At 64.6% G+C, this 20,351-nt stretch carries 19 protein-coding genes and 1 pseudogene; 12 read left to right on the top strand and 8 right to left on the bottom strand.

Annotation, left to right across the window (positions count from 1 at the left end):
• Positions 1-116: 116 nt before the first annotated feature.
• The 3 genes from WCB02_RS04380 to WCB02_RS04370 all read right to left on the bottom strand — a co-directional run bounded on the left by WCB02_RS04380 (position 117) and on the right by WCB02_RS04370 (position 3,899).
• Positions 117-1,226: a 2OG-Fe(II) oxygenase gene (locus WCB02_RS04380; RefSeq protein WP_423956615.1), complete on the bottom strand. Its 1,110-nt coding sequence runs from the start codon at positions 1,224-1,226 to the stop codon at positions 117-119.
• A 137-nt stretch (positions 1,227-1,363) separates the two neighbouring features.
• Positions 1,364-3,730, bottom strand: coding sequence for a PAS domain S-box protein (locus WCB02_RS04375; protein ID WP_423956614.1), 2,367 nt, complete (start codon positions 3,728-3,730; stop codon positions 1,364-1,366).
• A 16-nt stretch (positions 3,731-3,746) separates the two neighbouring features.
• On the bottom strand, positions 3,747-3,899 hold the full coding sequence (locus tag WCB02_RS04370; protein WP_423956613.1) for a hypothetical protein: 153 nt from the start codon (positions 3,897-3,899) through the stop codon (positions 3,747-3,749).
• A 401-nt stretch (positions 3,900-4,300) separates the two neighbouring features.
• Here WCB02_RS04370 and WCB02_RS04365 point away from each other — a divergent pair.
• Together WCB02_RS04365 and WCB02_RS04360 are read left to right on the top strand one after the other, a co-directional pair.
• Positions 4,301-4,636, top strand: a pseudogene (locus tag WCB02_RS04365) (PAS domain-containing protein); the annotation flags it as partial.
• A 138-nt stretch (positions 4,637-4,774) separates the two neighbouring features.
• Positions 4,775-6,466, top strand: a complete 1,692-nt coding sequence (locus WCB02_RS04360; protein WP_423956616.1) for a methyl-accepting chemotaxis protein — start codon at positions 4,775-4,777, stop codon at positions 6,464-6,466.
• 108 nt (positions 6,467-6,574) lie between these two features.
• On the opposite strand, the gene WCB02_RS04355 is transcribed toward WCB02_RS04360, so the two are convergent.
• Both WCB02_RS04355 and WCB02_RS04350 read right to left on the bottom strand, forming a co-directional pair.
• Entirely contained in the window at positions 6,575-6,769 is a 195-nt protein-coding gene (locus tag WCB02_RS04355; protein WP_423956612.1) for a hypothetical protein, read from the bottom strand.
• 614 nt (positions 6,770-7,383) lie between these two features.
• Positions 7,384-7,782, bottom strand: a complete 399-nt coding sequence (locus WCB02_RS04350; RefSeq protein ID WP_423956611.1) for a hypothetical protein — start codon at positions 7,780-7,782, stop codon at positions 7,384-7,386.
• A 421-nt stretch (positions 7,783-8,203) separates the two neighbouring features.
• Between WCB02_RS04350 and WCB02_RS04345 the strand changes: the two genes are divergently transcribed.
• Positions 8,204-9,277 carry a hypothetical protein gene (locus tag WCB02_RS04345; RefSeq protein ID WP_423956610.1) on the top strand — a complete coding sequence of 358 codons (1,074 nt, stop codon included), beginning with the start codon at positions 8,204-8,206 and terminating at the stop codon, positions 9,275-9,277.
• A 117-nt stretch (positions 9,278-9,394) separates the two neighbouring features.
• Here the strand turns inward: WCB02_RS04345 and WCB02_RS04340 are convergent, their stop codons facing one another.
• On the bottom strand, positions 9,395-9,547 hold the full coding sequence (locus tag WCB02_RS04340; RefSeq protein ID WP_423956609.1) for a hypothetical protein: 153 nt from the start codon (positions 9,545-9,547) through the stop codon (positions 9,395-9,397).
• A 425-nt stretch (positions 9,548-9,972) separates the two neighbouring features.
• Between WCB02_RS04340 and WCB02_RS04335 the strand changes: the two genes are divergently transcribed.
• Genes WCB02_RS04335 through WCB02_RS04325 form a run of 3 tightly spaced genes read left to right on the top strand, consistent with a single transcriptional unit; the run spans position 9,973 to position 11,698 of the window.
• Positions 9,973-10,314 (top strand): hypothetical protein, encoded by a 342-nt coding sequence (locus WCB02_RS04335; protein ID WP_423956608.1) that lies wholly within the window; start codon positions 9,973-9,975, stop codon positions 10,312-10,314.
• A gap of 60 nt (positions 10,315-10,374) precedes the next feature.
• A complete protein-coding gene (locus WCB02_RS04330; protein WP_423956607.1) occupies positions 10,375-11,334 on the top strand; it encodes a hypothetical protein in 960 nt (319 codons plus the stop codon).
• A gap of 10 nt (positions 11,335-11,344) precedes the next feature.
• Positions 11,345-11,698 carry a copper resistance CopC family protein gene (locus tag WCB02_RS04325; protein ID WP_423956606.1) on the top strand — a complete coding sequence of 118 codons (354 nt, stop codon included), beginning with the start codon at positions 11,345-11,347 and terminating at the stop codon, positions 11,696-11,698.
• Positions 11,699-11,794: 96 nt separating this feature from the next.
• Here the strand turns inward: WCB02_RS04325 and WCB02_RS04320 are convergent, their stop codons facing one another.
• A complete protein-coding gene (locus tag WCB02_RS04320) occupies positions 11,795-12,778 on the bottom strand; it encodes an AraC family transcriptional regulator (RefSeq protein ID WP_423956605.1) in 984 nt (327 codons plus the stop codon).
• 216 nt (positions 12,779-12,994) lie between these two features.
• Between WCB02_RS04320 and WCB02_RS04315 the strand changes: the two genes are divergently transcribed.
• From WCB02_RS04315 to WCB02_RS04300, 4 genes are all read left to right on the top strand, one after another.
• Positions 12,995-15,088: an ATP-binding protein gene (locus WCB02_RS04315; RefSeq protein WP_423956604.1), complete on the top strand. Its 2,094-nt coding sequence runs from the start codon at positions 12,995-12,997 to the stop codon at positions 15,086-15,088.
• Positions 15,081-15,461, top strand: coding sequence for a hypothetical protein (locus tag WCB02_RS04310; protein ID WP_423956603.1), 381 nt, complete (start codon positions 15,081-15,083; stop codon positions 15,459-15,461). Before WCB02_RS04315 ends, WCB02_RS04310 begins: the two co-directional genes overlap by 8 nt.
• Positions 15,462-15,768: 307 nt before the next feature.
• A complete protein-coding gene (locus WCB02_RS04305; protein ID WP_423956602.1) occupies positions 15,769-16,497 on the top strand; it encodes an SOUL family heme-binding protein in 729 nt (242 codons plus the stop codon).
• Between the two features lie 81 nt (positions 16,498-16,578).
• Positions 16,579-17,766: a hypothetical protein gene (locus WCB02_RS04300; protein WP_423956601.1), complete on the top strand. Its 1,188-nt coding sequence runs from the start codon at positions 16,579-16,581 to the stop codon at positions 17,764-17,766.
• Between the two features lie 113 nt (positions 17,767-17,879).
• Here WCB02_RS04300 and WCB02_RS04295 read toward each other — a convergent pair whose 3' ends face one another.
• On the bottom strand, positions 17,880-18,614 hold the full coding sequence (locus WCB02_RS04295) for an outer membrane protein (protein ID WP_423956600.1): 735 nt from the start codon (positions 18,612-18,614) through the stop codon (positions 17,880-17,882).
• 511 nt (positions 18,615-19,125) lie between these two features.
• On the opposite strand from WCB02_RS04295, the gene WCB02_RS04290 reads away from it, so the two are divergent.
• Both WCB02_RS04290 and WCB02_RS04285 read left to right on the top strand, forming a co-directional pair.
• Complete coding sequence (locus tag WCB02_RS04290; RefSeq protein ID WP_423956599.1) at positions 19,126-19,362, top strand: hypothetical protein; 237 nt, start codon at positions 19,126-19,128, stop codon at positions 19,360-19,362.
• A 179-nt stretch (positions 19,363-19,541) separates the two neighbouring features.
• Positions 19,542-20,201 (top strand): hypothetical protein, encoded by a 660-nt coding sequence (locus WCB02_RS04285; protein ID WP_423956598.1) that lies wholly within the window; start codon positions 19,542-19,544, stop codon positions 20,199-20,201.
• Positions 20,202-20,351 lie beyond the last annotated feature (150 nt).

Below are 20,351 nucleotides of genomic sequence, written 5' to 3'. Positions count from 1 at the left end.
GTCTCGTCATGCCGCAGCTGGACGGCGGGGCGGCAAGCCGCGCCGGCGGTCAGGGCGCGGCGGCGATGCTCGAGCGACGATGCTCGAGCGACGATGCTCGAGCGACGATGCTTGCATCACGCGGCTGATTTGGCCGCGCCATGCGGCATCGCCGCCAAGGTGCGACGCATCTCGAGCCAGCGGACCTCGCCCTCCTCGTCGTGGAAATGCGTGATCAGGACATAACGGTTGCCGCTCAGCACCGGGGTTATCTCGTGCAGCAGGGCGACGGAGAAGATCACCCCGGAGCCGGTGGCAAGCCGGTAATGATGCGAGTTGAACTCGGGAAGCCGGAGAAAGCCGCCCTTGTAGCCGCCGGCACTGGAGGTCAGATTGATCGACAACGCAAACTTGCGAAACGAGATCAGCTCCGGCCGGTTGTCGCGATGACGCTGGAAATGGCCGCCGTCGCCGGGATAGCAGGCGATGTTGTAGCGGTCGGTGTGGCTGACATGGGCCTGGAACGCGCGCTTGATCTCGGGAATGCAGCGGCGCTGCATGATGTCGCCGATCCGGATCGACATCGGATGATCGCGCTCGAGCAGGAAATCGCTGCGCTTCTTCAGGCTGTGGTTGATGCCGCTGACCGGCCGGCCGCGTTGATCGAGGGCCAGCGAGGGACTGTCCGAACACGGACCGCTGTCATGCAGCGCGATCAGTTCCTGGCACAGCTCCGGGTCGAGCAGGTTGGGCAGGATCAGCACCGGCGCCGGCATCCAGACATCGCCCGCAGCTTCGTCGGGCAACGCGGTGACCGTCGTCATCGTCGATGCGACCATGCTCGCGGCGTCGGCGGCGGCAAAGCGCGCGGCGACCCTCTGATTGCGATCGAGCACCAGCACTTGCGGAGCTGCGCCGTGGTAGCCCGCGCGTTGCAGGAAGTCGTTGAGGGAGCCGACCAGGGTGACGCGGCCGGGATTGGCGAGGGCGAATTCGAAGATCGACGTCACGTCTTCGCCGATCAGCGCCACCAGGTCGACCTCGTGCGCCGCAAGCGCGTCCGCCTGTTCGGAGAAGGCGGTGAGCAGCGCCGGCAGCCCGGGGCTTTCGAGCGTCCGCGCCAGGATCATCACCACCGCCCGTCCGGACTGCGCCTCGGAGGCGTAGAGTGTTCCTTTGGCCGTCAGGCCCATGCAGACCGGCGCCCGGTCGCCGGCTGACAGATCAAAACCATGTAGGTCGCTCATGAGGATGCCTCCAGCATCGAATCTCGCTCGATATGCGGGAACGGTCGGCCGATATGGTAAACGGCCGCTTAACGTGCGCGCCGCGCCCGTATTATCCGGGGTGCGAAATCCCCGCCGCCGCGTCGGCGGCGCGAGGTTCAGGCCACCCGCGACCTGACCGCGAGCGCCGCTCTCAGCCGAACCGCCAGTTCGGCCTTTCGATACGGCTTGGTCAGAACGACGGCGTCCTCGAACAGGCTGCCCTGTTCCAGCACCACCTCGCGCGGATAGCCGGACGTGAAGATGATCGGGAGTTCAGGGCGGGCCTGACGCGCCGCCTCGGCGAGCTCCCAACCGTTCATGCCGCCGGGCATGACGACATCGGTGAAGAGCAGGTCGATGCCGGGATTGGCCGCCAGTTTCTGCAGCGCCTCGTTGCCGCTCGCGGCGACGACCACCGAATAGCCGAGGCTTTCCACTCGGCGAACCACGGCCGGGCGCACGAACGGATCGTCTTCGACGATCAGGACCATCTCGCAGCCTTGCGGCAGCGGCGCGTCGGCCGCCGGCACGGATATTTGCTGCTCCTTCGCCGCGACGCGCGGAAGATAGATCCGCAACGTCGTTCCGAGCCCCGGCTCGCTGTAGATCGTGACGGTTCCGTTGGATTGCTTGGCGAAGCCGAACGCCATGCTCAAACCGAGTCCGCTGCCCTTGCCGACCTCCTTGGTCGTGAAGAACGGCTCGAATGCGCGCGCGGCAACCTCAGCCGTCATTCCTTCGCCGTCATCGGTCACCGAGATCACGGCGTAGTCGCCGGGCGCGATACCCCGGTAATCGCCCTGATTTTGCGGTTCGACGATCGCGAGCTCGACACCCAGATCCAGGCGTCCGCCTTCGGGCATCGCATCCTGGGCATTGACCGCGAGATTCAGCACCGCGGCTTCCAGTTGCGCATGATCGGCAAAGGCCAGGATGGCATCCGGCCTCGATGTCAGGCGGACCACGATATCTCCGCGCAAGGTCCGCGACAGCATTTTCGCCATCGAACCGAGCAGCTCCTGACAATCGATCACGACCGGTCGAAGCAGTTGCTTGCGGCTGAAGGCGAGCAATCGTTTCGTCAGCTCGGCGCCGCGCTGCGCCGCATGGCGGACGTCGTCCAGCATCGGCTGCAGATCGTCACGGGACTGCAGTTCATCACCGAGCTGTTCCGTATTGGCGACGATGACGGTGAGGAGATTGTTGAAATCGTGGGCGATGCCGCCCGAGAGCTGCCCGACCACCTCCATTTTCTGCGCCTGCCGCAGCTGCTGCTCGGTCAGCTTGGCGGCACTGACGTCGCGCGACGAGGTCAGGCGATAGATTACCGCGCCGGCCGCGTCGTGCTTGCTCGCGACCTCGATCTCGACCGCGAACGTGGTGCCGTCCTTGCGGCGATGCCGCGACTCGTAGCTGACCTGTCCGAGCGAGTCCGCCTTGTCGAACAGCGCCGGCAGACGCGCGCGTTCCTCCTCGGCATAGAAATCGGCGACCGCCATGCCCTTGGCGTCGTCGACGCCGATGCCGTGCGCCTGCGCGTAGGCCGGATTGACGTAGTGCACGGTGCCGCTGCGCGGGTCGGAGATCTCGATGCCGATCGCCGCGCACTGGAAGGCATCGGCCCACAGCCGCAGCTCGTCCGCGACCCGCTCGCGTTCCTCGAGGATCGCCTGTTGCTGCTTGCTTTCGGCCAGCTCCCGGGCCAGCGCATTTTGCCGGGTGAGGTCGCGCACGGTGGCAATGGCGAACGTCTCGCCCTTGAGCCTGATGGCGCCGATCTGCACGTCGACCGGAAATTCACTGCCGTCGGGACGCATGCCCGAGAGTTCGAGTCCCGCTCCCATCTCCCGCAGGCGCGGATCGGTCATGAAATTCCCGCGATGACCGACGTGGCGACCGCGGAACCGCTCGGGCAGCAGGCTCTCGAGCGGCGCGCCGAGCAGTTCTTCAACCGGGATCGCAAACAGCTCGGCGGCCCGCCCGTTGGCGTTGGCGATCTGGCCGTCGGCATTGATCAGGACGATCGCGTCGGGGTTGGAATCGAACACCGTCTTCAGGGTGCCGTTGAGATTGCGGGCGTGAGCAATGGCCGCCCGCATCGCGCCGACGACGGCGACGTCGAGCGATGCAATCGCGACAAAGGCGAGCAGCGCAACGCCCTGGCCGGGATCGAGGTCAAAGGAAAACACCGGAGGAAGAATGAAGTACCAGGCGCATAGCGATGACGCGGCGATCGCAAGCAAGCCGGCCGACATGCCGCAGAGCAGCGTGGTCAGGATGACCGCGGGAAACAGCGTGATGAACTGTGCGCCGGGCAGCAGGTCGGCGCCCGCGACGCGCAACGCGGTTGCGACCGTGACCAGCGCAAGCGCCAGCAAATAGGCGTTGATGCTGCGTGGCCGCAGATGGCGCGGCTGGATATAGAGCCGTTCCACGATCTTTTGCGACAACCAGGGATCCGCTGCCATGAGCCGTTGTTCCATCGCAGCGCCTCTGGTTTCAGTTGTCACCAATCTGCAGGCGTGTTCGACGCGAGAGTGTCCAGACGCTCCGCCGCACCGCTTCGACGACATGCCGGTCCTGATCCGGCAACAGGCTGTCATCATGCGGAATCGATGATTTCAGCCTATCGTCGGCGATATCGATCTGCAACCGAACCCTCCATCACACCGATCCGTCTGTTACCGGGTATGCGATGCCCGTCGATCGGGCGCGACGCATGCGTCGCGGTGGATGATCTGCACGATGCCGTGCATTGGATCGACTGCGTCACTGGCGCACGACAAGCCGATGTGCCGCCTGTCGAGCGATCGGCCAGGAACCGCCGCCACTGTTCAAATAGCGCCATCAGGACAAGTGCTTCGGCGATCTGTCCGTAATGTTACGGGACCGTCGCTTAAGACTTAGTTCGAACTTGCGGCAATAGGTTCCAGCACAATGCACGCATCGGTGCGGCAAGAATCGGATTCCGGGGCTTGCGCAACCTTACGAAGCGAAGGTCGTCGTGGTCCGCATCGCGATGCAGCGGATGATGTCGGATTTTCCAGGATGATATGAGCATGCGCAAGAACCTTCCGGTCACCAATGTCGAATATCCGCTCGGCAACGATGCCCTGATCGTCTCGAAGACCGACGCCAGGGGCAAGCTGGTCTATTTCAACAAGGAGTTCGTGGACGCCTCCGGCTTCACCGAAGCGGAGTTGATGGGACAGCCGCACAACATCGTGCGCCATCCCGACATGCCGCCGGAAGCGTTCGAGGATCTCTGGACCACGATCAAGAGCGGCATGCCGTGGTCCGGCGCGGTCAAGAACCGCCGCAAGAATGGTGATTTCTACTGGGTCCGGGCCAGCGTCACGCCGATCTGGGAAAACGGCGAGATCGCAGGCTTCATGTCGATCCGCACCAAGCTGCCCGCCGGGCAGCGCACCGAGGCCGAGCAGGTCTACGCGCTGATCCGCGCCAACAAGGCCCAGAAATACAGCGTCACGGCAGGTCTCATCCGGCGCCGCTCGCTGGCGGATACGATGGCGCGCCGCTTCAGGATGACGGTCGGCCGCAAGATCTATGCCCTGATCGGCCTCAGCTTCATCGGCGTGGTCGGCATCGGGATTCTCGACTCCAACGAAATGACGGCGTCCCTCGAGCAGCAGAAGAAAATCGAACTGCGGCATCTGTCCGAACTCGCGATCGGCGTCGTCAAGGAAGAATACGCATCGGCGCAGGGCGGCGGCGTCGCGGTCGCCGAGGCGCAGAAGCGGGCGCTGGCGCGGATTGGCGCGCTGCGCTACGGCAATGACGACTATTTCTGGGTCAACGACATGCAGCCGCGCATGGTGATGCATCCGATGAAGCCGGAACTCGACGGCAAGGATATTTCGACCCTGAAGGATCCGAACGGCAAGGCGCTGTTCGCCGACATGGTCGACGTCGTCAAGAAAGACGGCTCGGGCTTCGTGCCCTATGAGTGGCCGAAACCGGGTTTCGACAAGCCGCAGCCGAAGCTGTCCTATGTGACGGGGTTTGCGCCATGGGGCTGGGTGATCGGCACCGGCGTCTACATCGACGATCTCCGGGCGCAGAGCTGGGCGTCGTCGGAGCGCGCGCTGATCGCGGGCGCCCTGGTGCTGCTGCTGACGCTTGCGGTGTCGATCATCGTCGCCCGCCGCATCACCAAGCCGCTGCGGCAAATGACGACCACGATGAATGCCCTGGCGCGCGGCCGGCTCAATGTCGAGCTGGCCGGCATCGACCGCCATGACGAAGTCGGCGAGATGGCGAAAGCGGTCGAGGTGTTCAAGAGCAACGCGATCGCCCGCCAGGCGCTGGAGATCGAGGGGCGGGATGCGGAGGCCCGCGCCGCGGCCAGGCGCAGGGCCGACATGCGCAAGATGGCGGATGATTTCGAGAGCGCGGTGGGCGAAATCGTGCAGACGGTGTCGCAGGCCTCGAGCGAACTCGAAGCCTCCGCGGGCACGCTGACCACGACCGCCGAGCATGCGCGGGAGGTCACCAGCCAGGTTGCGGCCGCCTCCGGAGAGGCGACCAGCAACGTTCAGTCGGTGGCTTCGGCCACCGAGGAACTGTCATCGTCGGTCAACGAGATCAGCCGCCAGGTGCAGGAGTCGGCGCGGATGGCCAATGAGGCCGTCGAGCAGGCCGGCAAGACCAATGAGCGCGTCAGCGAGCTGTCGAAGGTGGCGGCGCGGATCGGCGACGTGGTCGAACTGATCAACACCATCGCGGGACAGACCAACCTGTTGGCGCTCAACGCGACCATCGAGGCGGCCCGTGCCGGCGAGGCCGGTCGCGGCTTTGCCGTCGTGGCCTCCGAGGTCAAGGCGCTGGCCGAGCAGACCGCGAAAGCGACCGGCGAGATCGGCCAGCAGATCTCGGGCATTCAGGCGGCGACGCAGGAATCGGTCGACGCGATCAGGGAGATCAGCGGCACCATCGAAAAGCTGTCGGAGATTTCCTCGGCCATCGCTGCCGCCGTGGAGCAACAGGGCGCCGCGACCCAGGAGATTTCGCGCAACGTGCAGCAGGCCGCCCACGGCACCCAGCAGGTCTCGTCTCACATCACCGACGTGCAGCGAGGCGCCGGCGAGACCGGATCGGCCTCGTCTCTCGTTCTATCGGCGGCGCAGTCATTGTCCGGCAACAGCAGCCGGCTCAAGGTCGAAGTCGGGAAATTCCTCGACACCGTGCGGGCGGCGTAAGGGCCGGTTCAACGACTGGCAGGCTTCGAAACCAGGCGCGCCTGATCAGCGTCGTATCGTCGCGTCATGCCGCACATGCGGGGGGGAAGCCGTTGCTTCCTCCGCCTGTCATGACCCGGCGTTGAGCTGACGCAGCTTTCGCAATTCCTGATCGATCCTCAGCTGGGCGCGCCGGGCGGCCATCCCGGCGATCCGGGTCTCGGTCTGGCCGACCTTGACCTTGTCGCCGATCCAGAACTGCCATTTCCAGACACCCGGAACGCTTGACGGTGCTATGTGATATTCCACGCCCTTGTGGTTCATGGGACCGTCTCCTGTTTGGCTCTGCTACACGCAAAAGTAGCAAGTATTTTTACGTACTATAATCCGGTTGAATACGGGTAGACTCCCGGCGTTTGAGGGACTCCAGCGGGCAGACTCGCTTCAGGCTGGGTCTGCCGTTCACCCGTGCGTTTCTCATTCCAGCATGTGAGAAGGTGGCATGCTGCGGTGCACTGCTCAGGGCATTGACCGCAAATTCTCGAATGCTGCGACGTCACGGTGCTGCGGCTGCAAGGTCTTGCGGCTGCGCCTCTCGATCTAATCGATTGTTGAGCAGGATCAAGCCGGGGTTCGAGCCGACCCGCTACCATCCTTCATGGTCAGCCCAACTTTTCGATGTCCGCGGACCGGCGTGGAGGTTCCTCGGCCCTTTGCCGCGGACCCTGAGGCCGACGCCGATCTGTTCGTGTCCCTGCCGTGTCCCGCTTGCGGCCTGTCGCATCTGCTCAACAGATCGACCGGCAGGCTGATGGGAGAACAGCAGGACGACGATTGAGGCTGCCATTGCAGCGGGGCCACGCCATGCCCCGCCGCAGTTTTCGTTGTCGAAGCCGGTTCGCGCCGGTGTCGGCTCGAACCCCTGGGTCTGCGACCGCTTATTTCTGACCTTGCGGCGGTCCCCACTGGAACCAGTTTTGTTGCGTGGTCTCGGCCGGGGGTGGCGCGGTCGGCGCGGCGAACGGGGTTTGCGCCATCGTCTGCGGGTAGGAGGCTTGATACTGAGCATAGGGAGCTTGCGCCATGCTTTCCGAGCGCATCGCCCGGCTGAGATGCATGGCGCATCCGCCCCAATTGTCGGCGAGCAGGGCGTTCTGCGCCTGCGCCATTTCCCGTTGCGCGGCGAACTTGGCGGGAACGTCGGCCATCGTATCGAGTGCGCTTTCAGCCTTGGTCAGATTATCGCCGCTGCATCCGCCGACATGCGCGGCATAGGCGGGCACACAAGTGTAAGCGGCTGCAGCCATGGCGGCTGCACCGAGCAACGTCCTGAGCATCGTTCTTCCCCTTGCTGTTCAGTCCGGCCCCATTGCCGGACCGCAGACAACGCAGACTGCGGCCAATCGACGCTGATGCTCGAATGAATTCCGCGCGATTTCACGCGAGCCAAATGTGATCGGCGCCGTCCGCAGAGCCTCATGCGCTTGCCGCAAATCAGGGAGATCCGCGCCGCGCGAACCCCCGACGTGCACGTCGCGAAGGGCGCTGACGCGCATCGACGTCGGCACTCCGCGCGCAACGCGGGGATGCGGTCCGGTGACGCCTGCGACACCAGCACCTCGAAGTCCGCCGGCAAGCCACGCGGCAAGTTCCCCGCGGTCTTTGGCGGGAGCAGAGACGATCTGCTAGGTTGCGATCTCGGCTCTCTCGATCCGGATCAATCCGATGCATGGCGCTATCGTCCGACCGAACGCTCGCATGATGGCGCGTGTCATGACCCTGGTCTGCACGGCCGCGATGCTGATGCTGTCGTCCTCGGCGCCAGCCGCTGCGGCCGATGAGCCGGATGGCGCCCATTACGAATCCTTTCAACCCTCCGGCGCGGCCGGCGTGCTGCACTATTACGTTTCGCAGACGCCGGGCGCGCCGACGCACGCGCTGGTCGCGATCCACGGCCATCCGCGCGATGCCAACAAGACGTTCGAGGCCGCGATGACGGCCGCGCAAAACGCCGACCGGCTGGGCGATACGCTGATCGTCGCCCCGGTCTTCCAGGTTGCCGGCCCCGAGGCACGTGAATGCGAGACGCGGGGCGTACCGAAGGCCCGCGACGGCGACCTGTCATGGACGTGTGAGAGCTGGCTCGAAGGCGGGCTGGCGAGCAATGACGCGACGTTTGGTTCGTTCGACGCGCTCGATGCCATCCTGGCGGAGCTCACGCGGCGCTGGCCGAGCCTGCGCAGCGTCACGGTCGCGGGATTTTCCGCGGGCGGGCAGATGGTTCAGCACTATATCGGCTTTGCCGCCGACCAGGGCGGCGTGACGCAGCGCTTTGTGGTGGCCGACCCCGGCATCTGGCTCTACTTCGATCCCGATCGCCCGCAACCGCTGCAGCAGGGCCGGCCCGCGGACTGGTCCGTCTGCAGCGCGCCGGATGTGTCGAGCTGCGCATTCGGCTTCGCGCCGGGACCGCCCGATTGTGCCGATGGCAATCGATGGAAATACGGCACCGACGGCATGCCGGCCCATTTCAAGCGCAGCGCCGCGGAGGCGCGCCTGCACTACGCCAAGGCCACGATTCGATATCTGGAAGGCGCGCTCGACAGCGGCGAGGGCAAGGGCACGTATTACCGCATCCTCGACAAGTCATGCGCCGCCGAGGCGCAGGGCCCTTATCGGCTGCAGCGCGGCCTGGCCTATGCCGCCTACGACCGCGCGCGGCTGGCCACGCATGGCGATCGTCATGTGACGCTCATTTCCGGTTGCGCCCATGACGTCGCCTGCGTCTTCCCGTCAGACGCCGCGCGTGCCGCGTTGTTCGATGGCCCATGAGACGAGAAGAGCCAAGGGAGCTTCTTCATAGCCTCTGCAGTCGATCCGCCGAATCAGCCGCACAGGGCGGCCCAAGGCGCATCCGGCCCATGTCGGCGAAGATGTCGGCGCAGCGCGTCAGAGGATCGAAACTACCTCGGGCCCGACGGACGGCCCGCACAGGATCAGCAGGATCGACAGCAACAGTGCGGCTGCAGACAGCAGCACGATCTCCTTGACCTCGGACTGTTCGGTAAACGGGCGCGAAATGGCGATAACGAGGGCGGTCATGAAACACTCCGGATTGGAATTGTCGCTGGTCCATTAAATTTCGTCGTCAAAAAAATGCAGCCGTTGCGGCCGCCGTTCCCAAGCCGATCCTCGCGGGTCGGCCTGCGAATGGCTGGATGCTCTCATAAACAGATTGCAACGCGGTCGACGCACTCGTCCGCAATTAGTTCAAATTGTATCCAATTCCTGCGGCCACATCGGATGCGCCAGGCTCGCTCGATGGCCGAGCGTCGTTGACGCCGTCTCGAGTGCCGCTTGGCCCGGCAGGCTTGATCGCTCTTTTTTTGCCGGCGACATCGCAGGCACGGGTGTGGCGGCTTGAATGTGGCGATCCCGTCAGTATAAGGTCGCCGATCATGGGCATGGGACCGAACCGCGCGAGCCTCGGACAGCGATCGTTCCGGCGAAGGCTGGTAGGCGCGGCTGTGATCTATGCGCTGGTCCTGCAGCCGCTTTTGCTGGCGTTCGTTGGCGTTCAGATCGCCCATGCCGCCGTCCTCGATGACCTGCCGTTCTCCCAATTGTGCCTGCACGGGACCGACGGCAGCCCGCTCGCGCCGGCCGATCAGCCCAGACATCCCGCCGATCAGCATTGCGCATTCTGTTTTGCCGGCGCGTTCCACCTGCTGGACGGCCCGCCGCCGATAACGATTGCGTACGTCAGCTCGGAAATCTGCGCCGAGCTGCAGTCGGCGCAGCCGCTGCGGCTGTCCTGGTTTTCCCGATACTCGGTGGCCCGTCCCCGGGGTCCTCCGCCCGGCGTGTGATGCAACCCGGCCTCAGGCCGTTGATACCTGCGTTCACATTCCCTGGCGGAAGAAATCCCGATGTCACGATACGCTGCCTGTTGCCTTGCGCTCGCCAACCTCATCGCGCTGGCGTCGATTCCCGATGCGTTTGCTCACTGCTTTGTCGGCCCACGGTTTTTTCCGGCGACCCTGGCGATCGACGATCCCTGCGTCGCCGACGAAATGTCGCTGCCGACCGTGACGTGGTCGAAGACCCCGGATACGCCGCCGGCCACGGAATGGGATCTGTCAGGCGAGCTTTCCAAGCGGATCACCGAGGATTTCGGCGTCTCGATCGGTGAGACCTGGACCCAGATCCGCCAGCCCGACGGTTCGGTCACCACCGGATTTCAGGACCTGGAGACGACGTTCCAGTACCAGCTGCTGAAGGATTCTCCGCATGAGCTGGCGCTGTTGGCCGGCGTCATCGTCGACTGGGGCAACACGGGCGCCACCAATTCGGGATTGGGCACCTCCTACAGCCTGGTGACGCCGACGCTCTATGTCGGAAAGGGCCTCGGCGAGCTGCCGGACACGATGTCCTGGGCGCGTCCGTTCGCGCTGACCGGCCAGGTCGGCTATCAGATTCCGACCAGCAGTTTCGATTTCACCCAGAGCGCCTTCATTCCGCAGCAACTGGTCTACGGCGCGTCATTGCAGTACAGCATGCCGTACCTGAAGTCGGAAGTGATCGATCTCGAGCTGCCCGATTTCATCAATCATCTGATTCCGATCCTCGAAGCGAATTTCACGACGCCGGTCGCGAACAATTTCGGCAATCCCTACACCACCACCGGTTTTCTCAACCCTGGCGTGATCTGGGTCGGGTCGTATTTCCAGGTCGGCCTGGAGGCCGTGATCCCGATCAACCGCGACAGCGGCAGCGGCGTGGGCGTTCTCGGGCAGCTCCATCTTTATCTCGATGACATGTTCCCGACCACCGTCGGGCAACCGCTGTTCGGCGGCACGCCCTCGACCCCCCGCAAACTGACCTTTTGAGGCCGCACCCATGCGCATCCCAATGTTTGCCACCGCCGTCCTGCTCGGCGTGATCGCGGGCACCGCCGCCGAGGCTCACGCCTTTCTCGACCATGCCGACCCCCGCGTCGGCAGCACGGTGCCGACCGCGCCGCGCGAGGTGTCGCTGACCTATACCCAGAACCTGGAGCCGGCGTTCAGCGGGGTGGAAGTCACCGATGCCAACGGCGCGCGGGTCGATCTCGGCAAGCCGTCGTTCAGTTCGTCTGTCATGCGTGTCGGGCTGAAACCGCTGTCGCCGGGAGCCTACAAGGTGCGCTGGCACGTCCTGTCGGTCGATACCCACAAGACCGAGGGCAGCTTCACCTTCCATGTCGGACAGTGAAAGATCGGTTGCGCCGACGCTGCCGCAACCGCCGTCCTTGCCAGCGAAGCCATCCGTCGTGCCGCGAACGACCCCTCGCGCCGTGCCAGCTTCCGGCTAGCGGCCGGCCCTGGCCAGCGTGACCGACGGCCGTTCGCCGAACATGCGCTGATAGTCCCTGGCAAAATGACCGGGGTTGGAGAACCCGCAACCATAGGCCACGGCGGTCACCGTCGTGGCCTCGCCGCGCGCCGTCAGCAGCGTACGCGCGTTGCGCAGCCGAACCGCCTTGATGTAGGCCGCCGGCGTGTAGCCGCGGGCGCGCCTGAAGGCGTGAAAGATCGATCGCGCGCCGATTCCGGTGATCCGAGACAGCTCTTCCACGGTCAGCGGCTGTCGCCAGTGGGCATCGATATAGTCCTCGATGCGCCGAACGTGGCTGGTCGTGACGTCGGCGGGAGGCCCTCGCAGTGCGTCGCTGTAGGAGTGGGGGACGGTCTCGAGGAAGGATACGATGAGGGCCTGCTCGATCTGCTCGAGCATGAGAGCTGGCGGATTTGCCGGCGTCGAAACCAGCTGTTTGGCCGTGAATGCGATCAGGTGCATGAAGCTGTCGAAATGGGGCTGGCTCTTGGCAAACGCGGTCGAAAATGCGATCGGCCGGCGCGGCCGCGCGCCAAGCAGCGCCGCCAGCTTGCGCTCGATCGCGTCCTTTTCGATGCGGACGAAAAGCTGCTTGAAATCGGCGCCGAAATCGATGCGATTGGTGCGATCGGCCGGGGTGACGCAGGCCTGTGATGCCGAGGTTTCGGTGGTGCGGCCGCCGATGGTCGTGGCGGCGCTGCCCGCGATGGCGATCTGCAGCCGGACAAAGCTGCATTCGGGGAATTCGACCGACGCCCGCGTGCCGTAGGCGCAGAGCCCCAGCGATACCGCCCCGAGCCTGGCGTGATACGACCGGCCGAAAAAATCCGCCGCCTCGTGCATCTCGAAATTGCTGGCGCCGTAATGCGTCAGCAGCGTGTGCCGCATGATTTCCGGATCGTGCGTGTCGACGATCGGAAACCGGCTGAGCGATGCGGCCGAGGCTTGGATCGGCATCGGATTGATCCTGGAAGGGACAGGGTGGCGCCAAGTTAGCATTCTCGCCGCCCTTCGCCAGGGGCATTGTCCCGCGCCAGTCCCGCGCCATGTTCCGCGCCGTGTCCCGAAGCGCACGGATTGCTTGCTGTTGCAGTCCTTGAGTGGCCGATTCACTTATTGGCGGTATAATCGAACGGCGATCGTGGGCACCGGGCGTCGGCTGGAAATGACGGCATGGACAATTCGCCTGACACGCCAGCTCACTTTCCGCTTCCATCCCCGGGCACCGATTGCGTCTTTGTTCTCGATGCGGCTGGCCTGATCGAAGCCGTCAGCGCGGGATGCTGCTCGCTGATGGAGACCGGCGAGCCGACCGAACTGGTGGGCAGGAACTGGCCGGACATCCTGCTGCCGGAATGGCGCGCGCCGGCCGCCGAGGCGATCCAGCGGGCCTTGGCCGGCCTGCCCAGCCGATTTCATGCCGACGCTCTGACCTTGAAGGGGAAGCTGCGGCGGTTCGACTTGAACGTGCGGCCGTTTCACGACGATGACCGCAAGGTGATGCGGGTTCTGGTCCGCAAAAGCGCCGTCGGCTCGACGACGGATGGTCTCGAACACCGGCTGCGCGAGAAGGACGAGGCGCTGGCCGCCCTGACCGAGCAGCTCGACCTGCAAAGACGCCAGCTCGCCGAAGCGTCGCTATTGGCGACGCATTCGGAAAAAATTCGTGTCATGGGCCAGTTCGTCGGCAATATCGTCCACGACATCAACAACGTCCTGACGATCGTCAACGGCGCCTCGCGCATGCTCGGCCGCGGCGTGGCGCCGGCCGCGCAAGCCGACATCCTGGCCCGCGTCGACCGCGCGGTCGAGCGGGGGGCCGAGCTCACGCGGCAATTGCTCGATCTGTCGCGCATCGAAGGCGCCGAACCGGATGTCGTCAGCCTTGCGGATTTGCTCGGAGAAACCGGCAAGCTGATCGCCTTGCTGCTGGGGCCGCAGATCGCGCTCGAGATCGATGTCGACAAGGGCTGCTGGTCGGTCCTGGCCAGCCCGGGGCGGCTGCAGGCGGTGCTCTTGAACCTCAGCGCCAATGCGCGGGACGCGATGCCCGATGGCGGATCTCTGACCGTGCGTGTCGGCAACTGCCACAACACCGGACGTCCGCCGGCGTTGGCGCCCGGCGATTACGTCCACATCGCCATCGCCGATACCGGTTCGGGGATGTCGCCCGAGGTCCGCGCCAAGGCAGGGCACGCTTTTTTCACGACCAAGCAATCCGGCAAGGGCACCGGGCTCGGGCTGGCATCCGCCTTCGAACTGGCGCGCCAATGCCGTGGCAGGGTGCTGATCGAAAGCGAGGTCGGGGTCGGCACCACGATCAGTCTTTATCTGCCGCGCGCCGCGGCCGAGGGCGAGCCGGTGGCGACGGCCGATGATCCCATCGATCCGAAACTGCACGGCAACGCCACGATCCTGCTGGTGGAAAACGAGGAGATGATCCGGTCGCACTTGGCGGCCGTGCTGCGGCTGTTGGAGTATCGCGTGATCGAAGCCGCGGCTGAGGATGTGGCCTACGCGTTGCGGTCGGGCGGCATCAGGATCGATCTCGCCTGCATCGACCTGCAGCTCGACCAGGGCTCCGGCCTGGGCCTCGCCGGCCGGCTCCGCGAAGCCCAGCCGGATCTGCCTGTCATCTTCATGACGGGCTCGTCGGCGATGCCGAAGCCCGCCAATGCGCTGGTGTTCAGGAAGCCGATCGCCGAAGGCGCGCTGGCCCGCGCCATTCTCGAGAAGCTCGGCCGCAGGCCGGCCTCCATGCTGACCGCCGAGGCGTTGCGGCTGTCGGACCGGCTGCGCGGGAAGATCCGCAATCCGCAGATCCGGCAGGCTTTCGACCGCTGGCGAAGCCTCGCGGGCGGATCCGAGCGCCTGCCGCCGGCCTCCGAAGCCTTCGGATTCGCGCCGGGCTTGACCGGCAGCACCTGCCTGATGCGCGTCGACGCCGATGACGCCGACGCCGCCAGCTTCAGGGTCGTGTCGGCGGGCGCGGCATTGATCGAGCGGCTGGGCCGCGACCTGACCGGCGAGCTGATCGCGGCCGCCGATCATGACCTGCTCGGTTCGATCGGGAGCGCTTATCGCAGGGCGTTGAGGGGCATCGTCCATTTCGATTATGCCCGCTTTCCGCTGGGCCCTGACAGCATGATCCTGTTCGAGCGGCTGATACTGCCATTGTCCGATGATGGTGAGCGCGTCAGCCATCTGCTGGGCCTGATCACCTTCGACGACATCGGCGTGCGCCAACAGGGGAACGACCGTGCCTGATCTCGACTTCAATCTGCCGGACCTCGCAAAGCAGGTCGAAAACTTGACGGCGGACCAGCTCGACGAGCTGCCGTTCGGCGTGATCAAGCTCGATGCCGACGGCGTGACCAGGGTCTACAACAAGGCCGAGGCGCAATTATCGGGTTTCAAGTCCCGGCCCGCGCTGGGGCTCGATTTCTTCCTCAACGTGGCGCCCTGCATGAGCAAGCCCGAATTCCGCGGCCGGATCGAACAGGCGCGCCGCAACGGAACCGTCGACATCGAGATGGGATGGGTCGGCGACTTCGAGGACATGGATCGCGAAATGCAGGTCCGCATCCAGTCGTCCAGCGACAACGGCCTCTGGATCTTCATCCATCGCGAAACCGAATGACGGTCGCGAAGTTGCCAACCAGTCAAGCCCGGCCGCTGCCAGCCGGGCGAGTTCGGTCTGATCGATTGCGCATCGTCGTTTCCGATGCCGGCAGCGAATGATCTTCGAGCGCGAACGCGACCTCGGATTGGCGTCCCGGCGTCCCGCTGCGATCCTGCGGCCGAACCGGTTCGCCCTGCCGACGGGTGTTTTGCAATCGACTTCATGCGTCACTTCCGGAGCCACCTTGGAAAACCCTGGAATTGCTGGCAGATTGCGGTCTTGGTTAGCAGCTCGCAGGATCGGTCGAGCGAACCGAAACCGATCGATGGCGGTCCGCGAAGATGATGCGTTTCGCAAAGGCCTCGACCCATCCTGTGCGCCCCAGCCGTCAGGAGGCGTCCGCCGCCGGCTGTCGTATTGGATTGCCGGCATTCTTGGGCTCGCCATCATCATCGCCGGCGCCGCTGCGGGACCCGTCATGAGCCGCGTCGAAACCCCGGACTACCAGGTCGAATCATCCGCTGGCCCAATCGAGGTGCGTTCCTACGGCCCGATGATCGCCGCCGAGGCCGTGGTCGCGGGCGAGCGCCGGGCGGCCATCAGCGAGGGCTTCCGGTTGATCGCAGCCTACATCTTCGGCGCCAACAAGCCGAATGCTCGGATCGCGATGACGGCTCCGGTGCAGCAGCAGAAGCAGACCATCGCGATGACCGCGCCGGTCACCCAGCAGCGTGCAGGCCAGGGCCCGGGCGACACCTGGACCGTGCGCTTCATCATGCCGAAGTCCTGGACGATGGCGACCCTGCCGGCGCCGACCGATGCCCGCGTCAGCCTGAAGCAGATACCCGCGCGCCGTTACGTCGCGATCACGTTCTCGGGCCTCGCGACCAGCAAGGCCATCGCGCAGCGCACCGACGAACTGCGCCGCTACGCAACCGAGCACAGGCTGCCGACCACCGGCGAGCCGCTCCTTGCCTTCTACAACCCGCCCTGGACCCTGCCATTCCTGCGCCGCAACGAGGTCATGCTCGAGCTGTCCGACATCCAACACTGACCGATTTCCTGGAATCAGCCGACTCGTGCGAAACCTCCGGGGAGACGATGCGCCGGCGGCGACCGGAAGGGATGGAACAGGATGTTGGAACCAGACACGTACCGGACCAGCGAGCGCCTGGCGAAGGCGCAGCTGCCGACCTGGTGGGCGGCGCAGACGCACAATCTCGATCATTTCGAGCGGGCGGGCTTCCCGGTGCGGATTTCCAGCCTCCGCGAGATCGGCCAGCTGCTCGATACGATGCAGGAGAACCGGTTCGACAGCTACATGCGCGAGCTCGGCGGCCTGACCTACAGCGAATATGCCCTGCTGATCCAGGCGTGCCGCGACGTGGTGCTGTTTCAGCTGACGTTCCTGTCCAACAGGCGGCCGATCCTTCCGCTCTCGACGCTGCTGTCATCCTTTGCGCTCTACAGGAAGTTCCTGGCCGTCGATGCGAAATTCCGCTCGGTGCTCGAGATCGGCCCGGGCTGCGGCTATCTTTCGTTTTTCCTGCGCCACCACGCGCCGTTGCAGGATTACAGCCAGATCGAAGCCTGCGAGAGCTTCTATCTGCTGCAGAATCTCGTGAACCAGCATTGTTTCGGTGCGCACTTCGAGGAGCGGGCGCTGCTGCCCGAGGAAGCGCCCGTGCTCAATCATTACTTCCCGGCCGCGAAGCGGCTGAGCCATGTCGAGATATCCCGGGCGCTTCCCCTGCGTCTGAAGCACCCGCTGTGCAGCCACTATCCCTGGTGGCGGATCGGCGACCTCGTCAGCCCGGGCAAGACATTCCAGATCGTGACCTCGAACGCCAATCTCCTCGAATTCAACCGAACCGCGCTGGACGACTATCTGAGCCTGGTGCAGGACGTCTTGGAGCCGGACGGAGCCTTCATCGTGCAGTGCCTCGGCTATCCGGCGAGCGGCACCATCGAATCGCTGATCGACAAGATCTGGGAGAAGGGTTTTGCGACGCTGCTGTTCGTGCTGGCCGGCAAACCCGTCGCCCCGCCTTTGCAGAACGGTTCGACCGAGTTGCAGGCGCTGCTGAATGGAGCCGCGAACGCCCGTGTCTTTGCGGTCCCCAACTGCCTGTTCGTCAAGCCGGGGCATCCGCTGTTCGACAAATACCGCGATCGGGCGAACTGTCACACCCACTTCGTCGCCAACGAGAAGCTGGTGAGCGACGTGTTCTTTGCGCGGCCGGCCGGCCTTCGCATGTACGCGGCGCGCGAGTTCATCGAGGACACGATGGCGTCGCTGCAGGAGATCTGCGCGCCGGGCTGATCACGCGAGGCAGAAGCGGCGGGTGGCAACGCCTCCGCCGTCGCTCTCCGGAAGCAATCCATCGTGCCGCAAGCAATGGACGGATTGCCGCGTCGCCGGCGGCGCAGCGCCTGTCAGAAGTGATAGTTCACGCCCACCGTTGCCGAATGCAGCCGGTCGGTCAGGGCCCTCATGTCGATGAACGTCCCGTGAGCCGGATCCGTCAGCGTTGCTCCGTGGCTGGCAAATTCGTAGTAGCTGTACTCGAGGTCTGCCGACCAATGCGACGCAAAGGCCCACTCCGCGCCGGCCCCGACGGTCCAGCCGAGCGGAGTCAAGGTTGCCCTCGCATCGCCAGAGATCCCTTGCACGGTGAGCGCGTTGTCGATCTTTTCCTGGGTCCACGCCGCACCGCCTCGCGCAAAAATCAGCCACTGCTCGCCAAAGCTGTAGCCGAGCCGCGCCGTGGCGGACGCCAGGAAGTCGTTGTTGACGCTGTAGTGTCCCGGGACGGTCAGCCCGAGCGCCGGGAAAATCACGGTGGCGGGCCGGCTGCTCGTCAGGCTGCTCCAGGATGCGCGGGCCTCGGCCCCGACGACCCAGCTGGGCGCGAACTGATAGTCGCAGCCGACTTGTCCGCCGCCCACGAAACCTGTCGAACCGAAGTTGGTCAAAGGCGCCGACGAACTGATGACCGAATCGGCGCCTGAACTGTCCTGGCTGACGACACCACCCACATGACCGCCGGCGTGGCAGCCGGTCCAGGAGAACGGGATCGCAGCCGGCGGCGCCTTGATCGCAAGATCAGCGGCAAATGTCGGGGCGGTGGACGCAAGGATCGCGAAGAGTCCGGTGACCGATTTACGCATGATACAACTCACATTGGCTCTGGTGGCAAATAATCAACATCGCGCTGTAGCTGTATCATGATGTGGATACGCCTTCTGTGCCTTGCAAAGCACATGCATTGGCGCAATTGCGCGGAAAAAGTGGCTCAAAGCAGTTTGCCTCCGCCGCAATCGTTCGAGATCGAACGGAAGCCGCTGTTTCGATCGCGTTCCGAAGCAATGCGGACATCGTGATGGACGGATTTGGGGATCAGTGCCGGCAATCATCTCGGGTCAGCCCTTGCCATTCCGAGAAAATATTTTGGACATGACGTTGCTCGATCATTCCGGATGTCATTGCTCGCGGGTTGCTGGCAGGGCGCTAGCGCCGATGTCGTGGGCTGCCGGCGGCCGGCTACGAAGGGGGTGCGATCGCTGCGAGCCATGATGACATGGCCGTCCGGCCGGAATCTTTGCCTTGCATCGTCCCGCTGCGCTAAAAGATTGAATTGATGAGTGTTTTTCGTTGCTCGCGAGATGCTAGCAGAGCGCTATGCCAGAGAGAGAGAGAGAGGAGAGGAGAGGAGAGAGAGAGGAAGAGGAAGAGGAAGAGGAAGAGGAAGAGGAAGAGGAAGAGGAAGAGGAAGAGGAAGAGGAAGAGGAAGAGGAAGAGGAAGAGGAAGAGGAAGAGGAAGAGACAGAGGAAGAGATAGAGGAAGAGACAGAGGAAGAGACAGAGGGTGGTGGTGTGGAGTCGCGCGCGCGAGCCAAAACCGAAGCCGGGGTCTGATCGTCGTCGTGACATCGGCCGTCACTTCGCAAGGCATTTCCGCAACCGATTCGGCGCCATGAAGCTGCAACGCGCGAGTGCACCGCTGTGAAGAGCGAGGATTGTCGTGCCGATGGAGGCGACTTTGGCGGCGGCCGGGACTATCAAACGCGCAGTGCCGAAACAGCGGGGCGCAAGCGATGACACTGACACCGAAGGACTGGCAATCGCTGCAGAGCTGCAAGGACCGCGCGCCGCCCTGGATCAAGCTGCACCGCGCCTTGCTGGACGATTTCGAATTTCATCGCCTGCCGGTCGCGAGCAGGGCGCTGGCGCCGATGCTGTGGCTGTTGGCAGCCGGATACGAAGCCGGCGCGATCAGCGCGAGCCACGCCGAAATCGCCTTCAGGCGCCTCGCGAGCCTGGGCCGGCCTGCCTGCGGCCTGACCCTGTCGCCAGCTCGAAATCGATCCGCGCCGTCCGGCGTGCTGACGTACAAGCCGACGCGACCGCGACTTGCAGGTTGGGACAAGGCTGGCGCCGTGCCCACCATCTGTTCGTTCCCGCACATGGTGGGCGCGCATCCGCCATCGCTCTTCGCGCGACGGCGGAAGCTTGGCCCACCCTACCCACGCCGCGTTGCGACGGTGCGCTCAGGCGTTGCGGCCAACGCCGTCATTGCGAGCGCAAGCGAAGCAATCCATCGTGCCGCCGGGAAAGTGTGGATTTCCTCGTTGCCACCGGGCCGGTGCCCGCGCGCCACCCGGCGGTGCCTCGCAATGACGGCGAGGGAGCAGAGTTGCAAGGTGGACGATGGCGCGCTCGCGCCGTGCGCACCTTCCATCCCGATTGCGGCTTGAGTGGTGGGCACGCTGCGCTTAGTCGGAAGTTGCGTGGCTTTCCGAGCCTAAGCGGCTGATAATATTTGCACAACCTTGTTTCAGGCATGTTTTATGTAGCCATGTAATTTAGTGATTTAGCTTGACGAGGTGAGTTGCTCATGATTCAAA

This window comes from Bradyrhizobium sp. (genome assembly GCF_049581145.1).
Classification (GTDB): Bacteria; Pseudomonadota; Alphaproteobacteria; order Rhizobiales; family Xanthobacteraceae; genus Bradyrhizobium.
The sequence above is the reverse complement of the archived record's forward strand: the minus strand, read 5'-3'. Positions and strand labels throughout refer to the sequence as shown.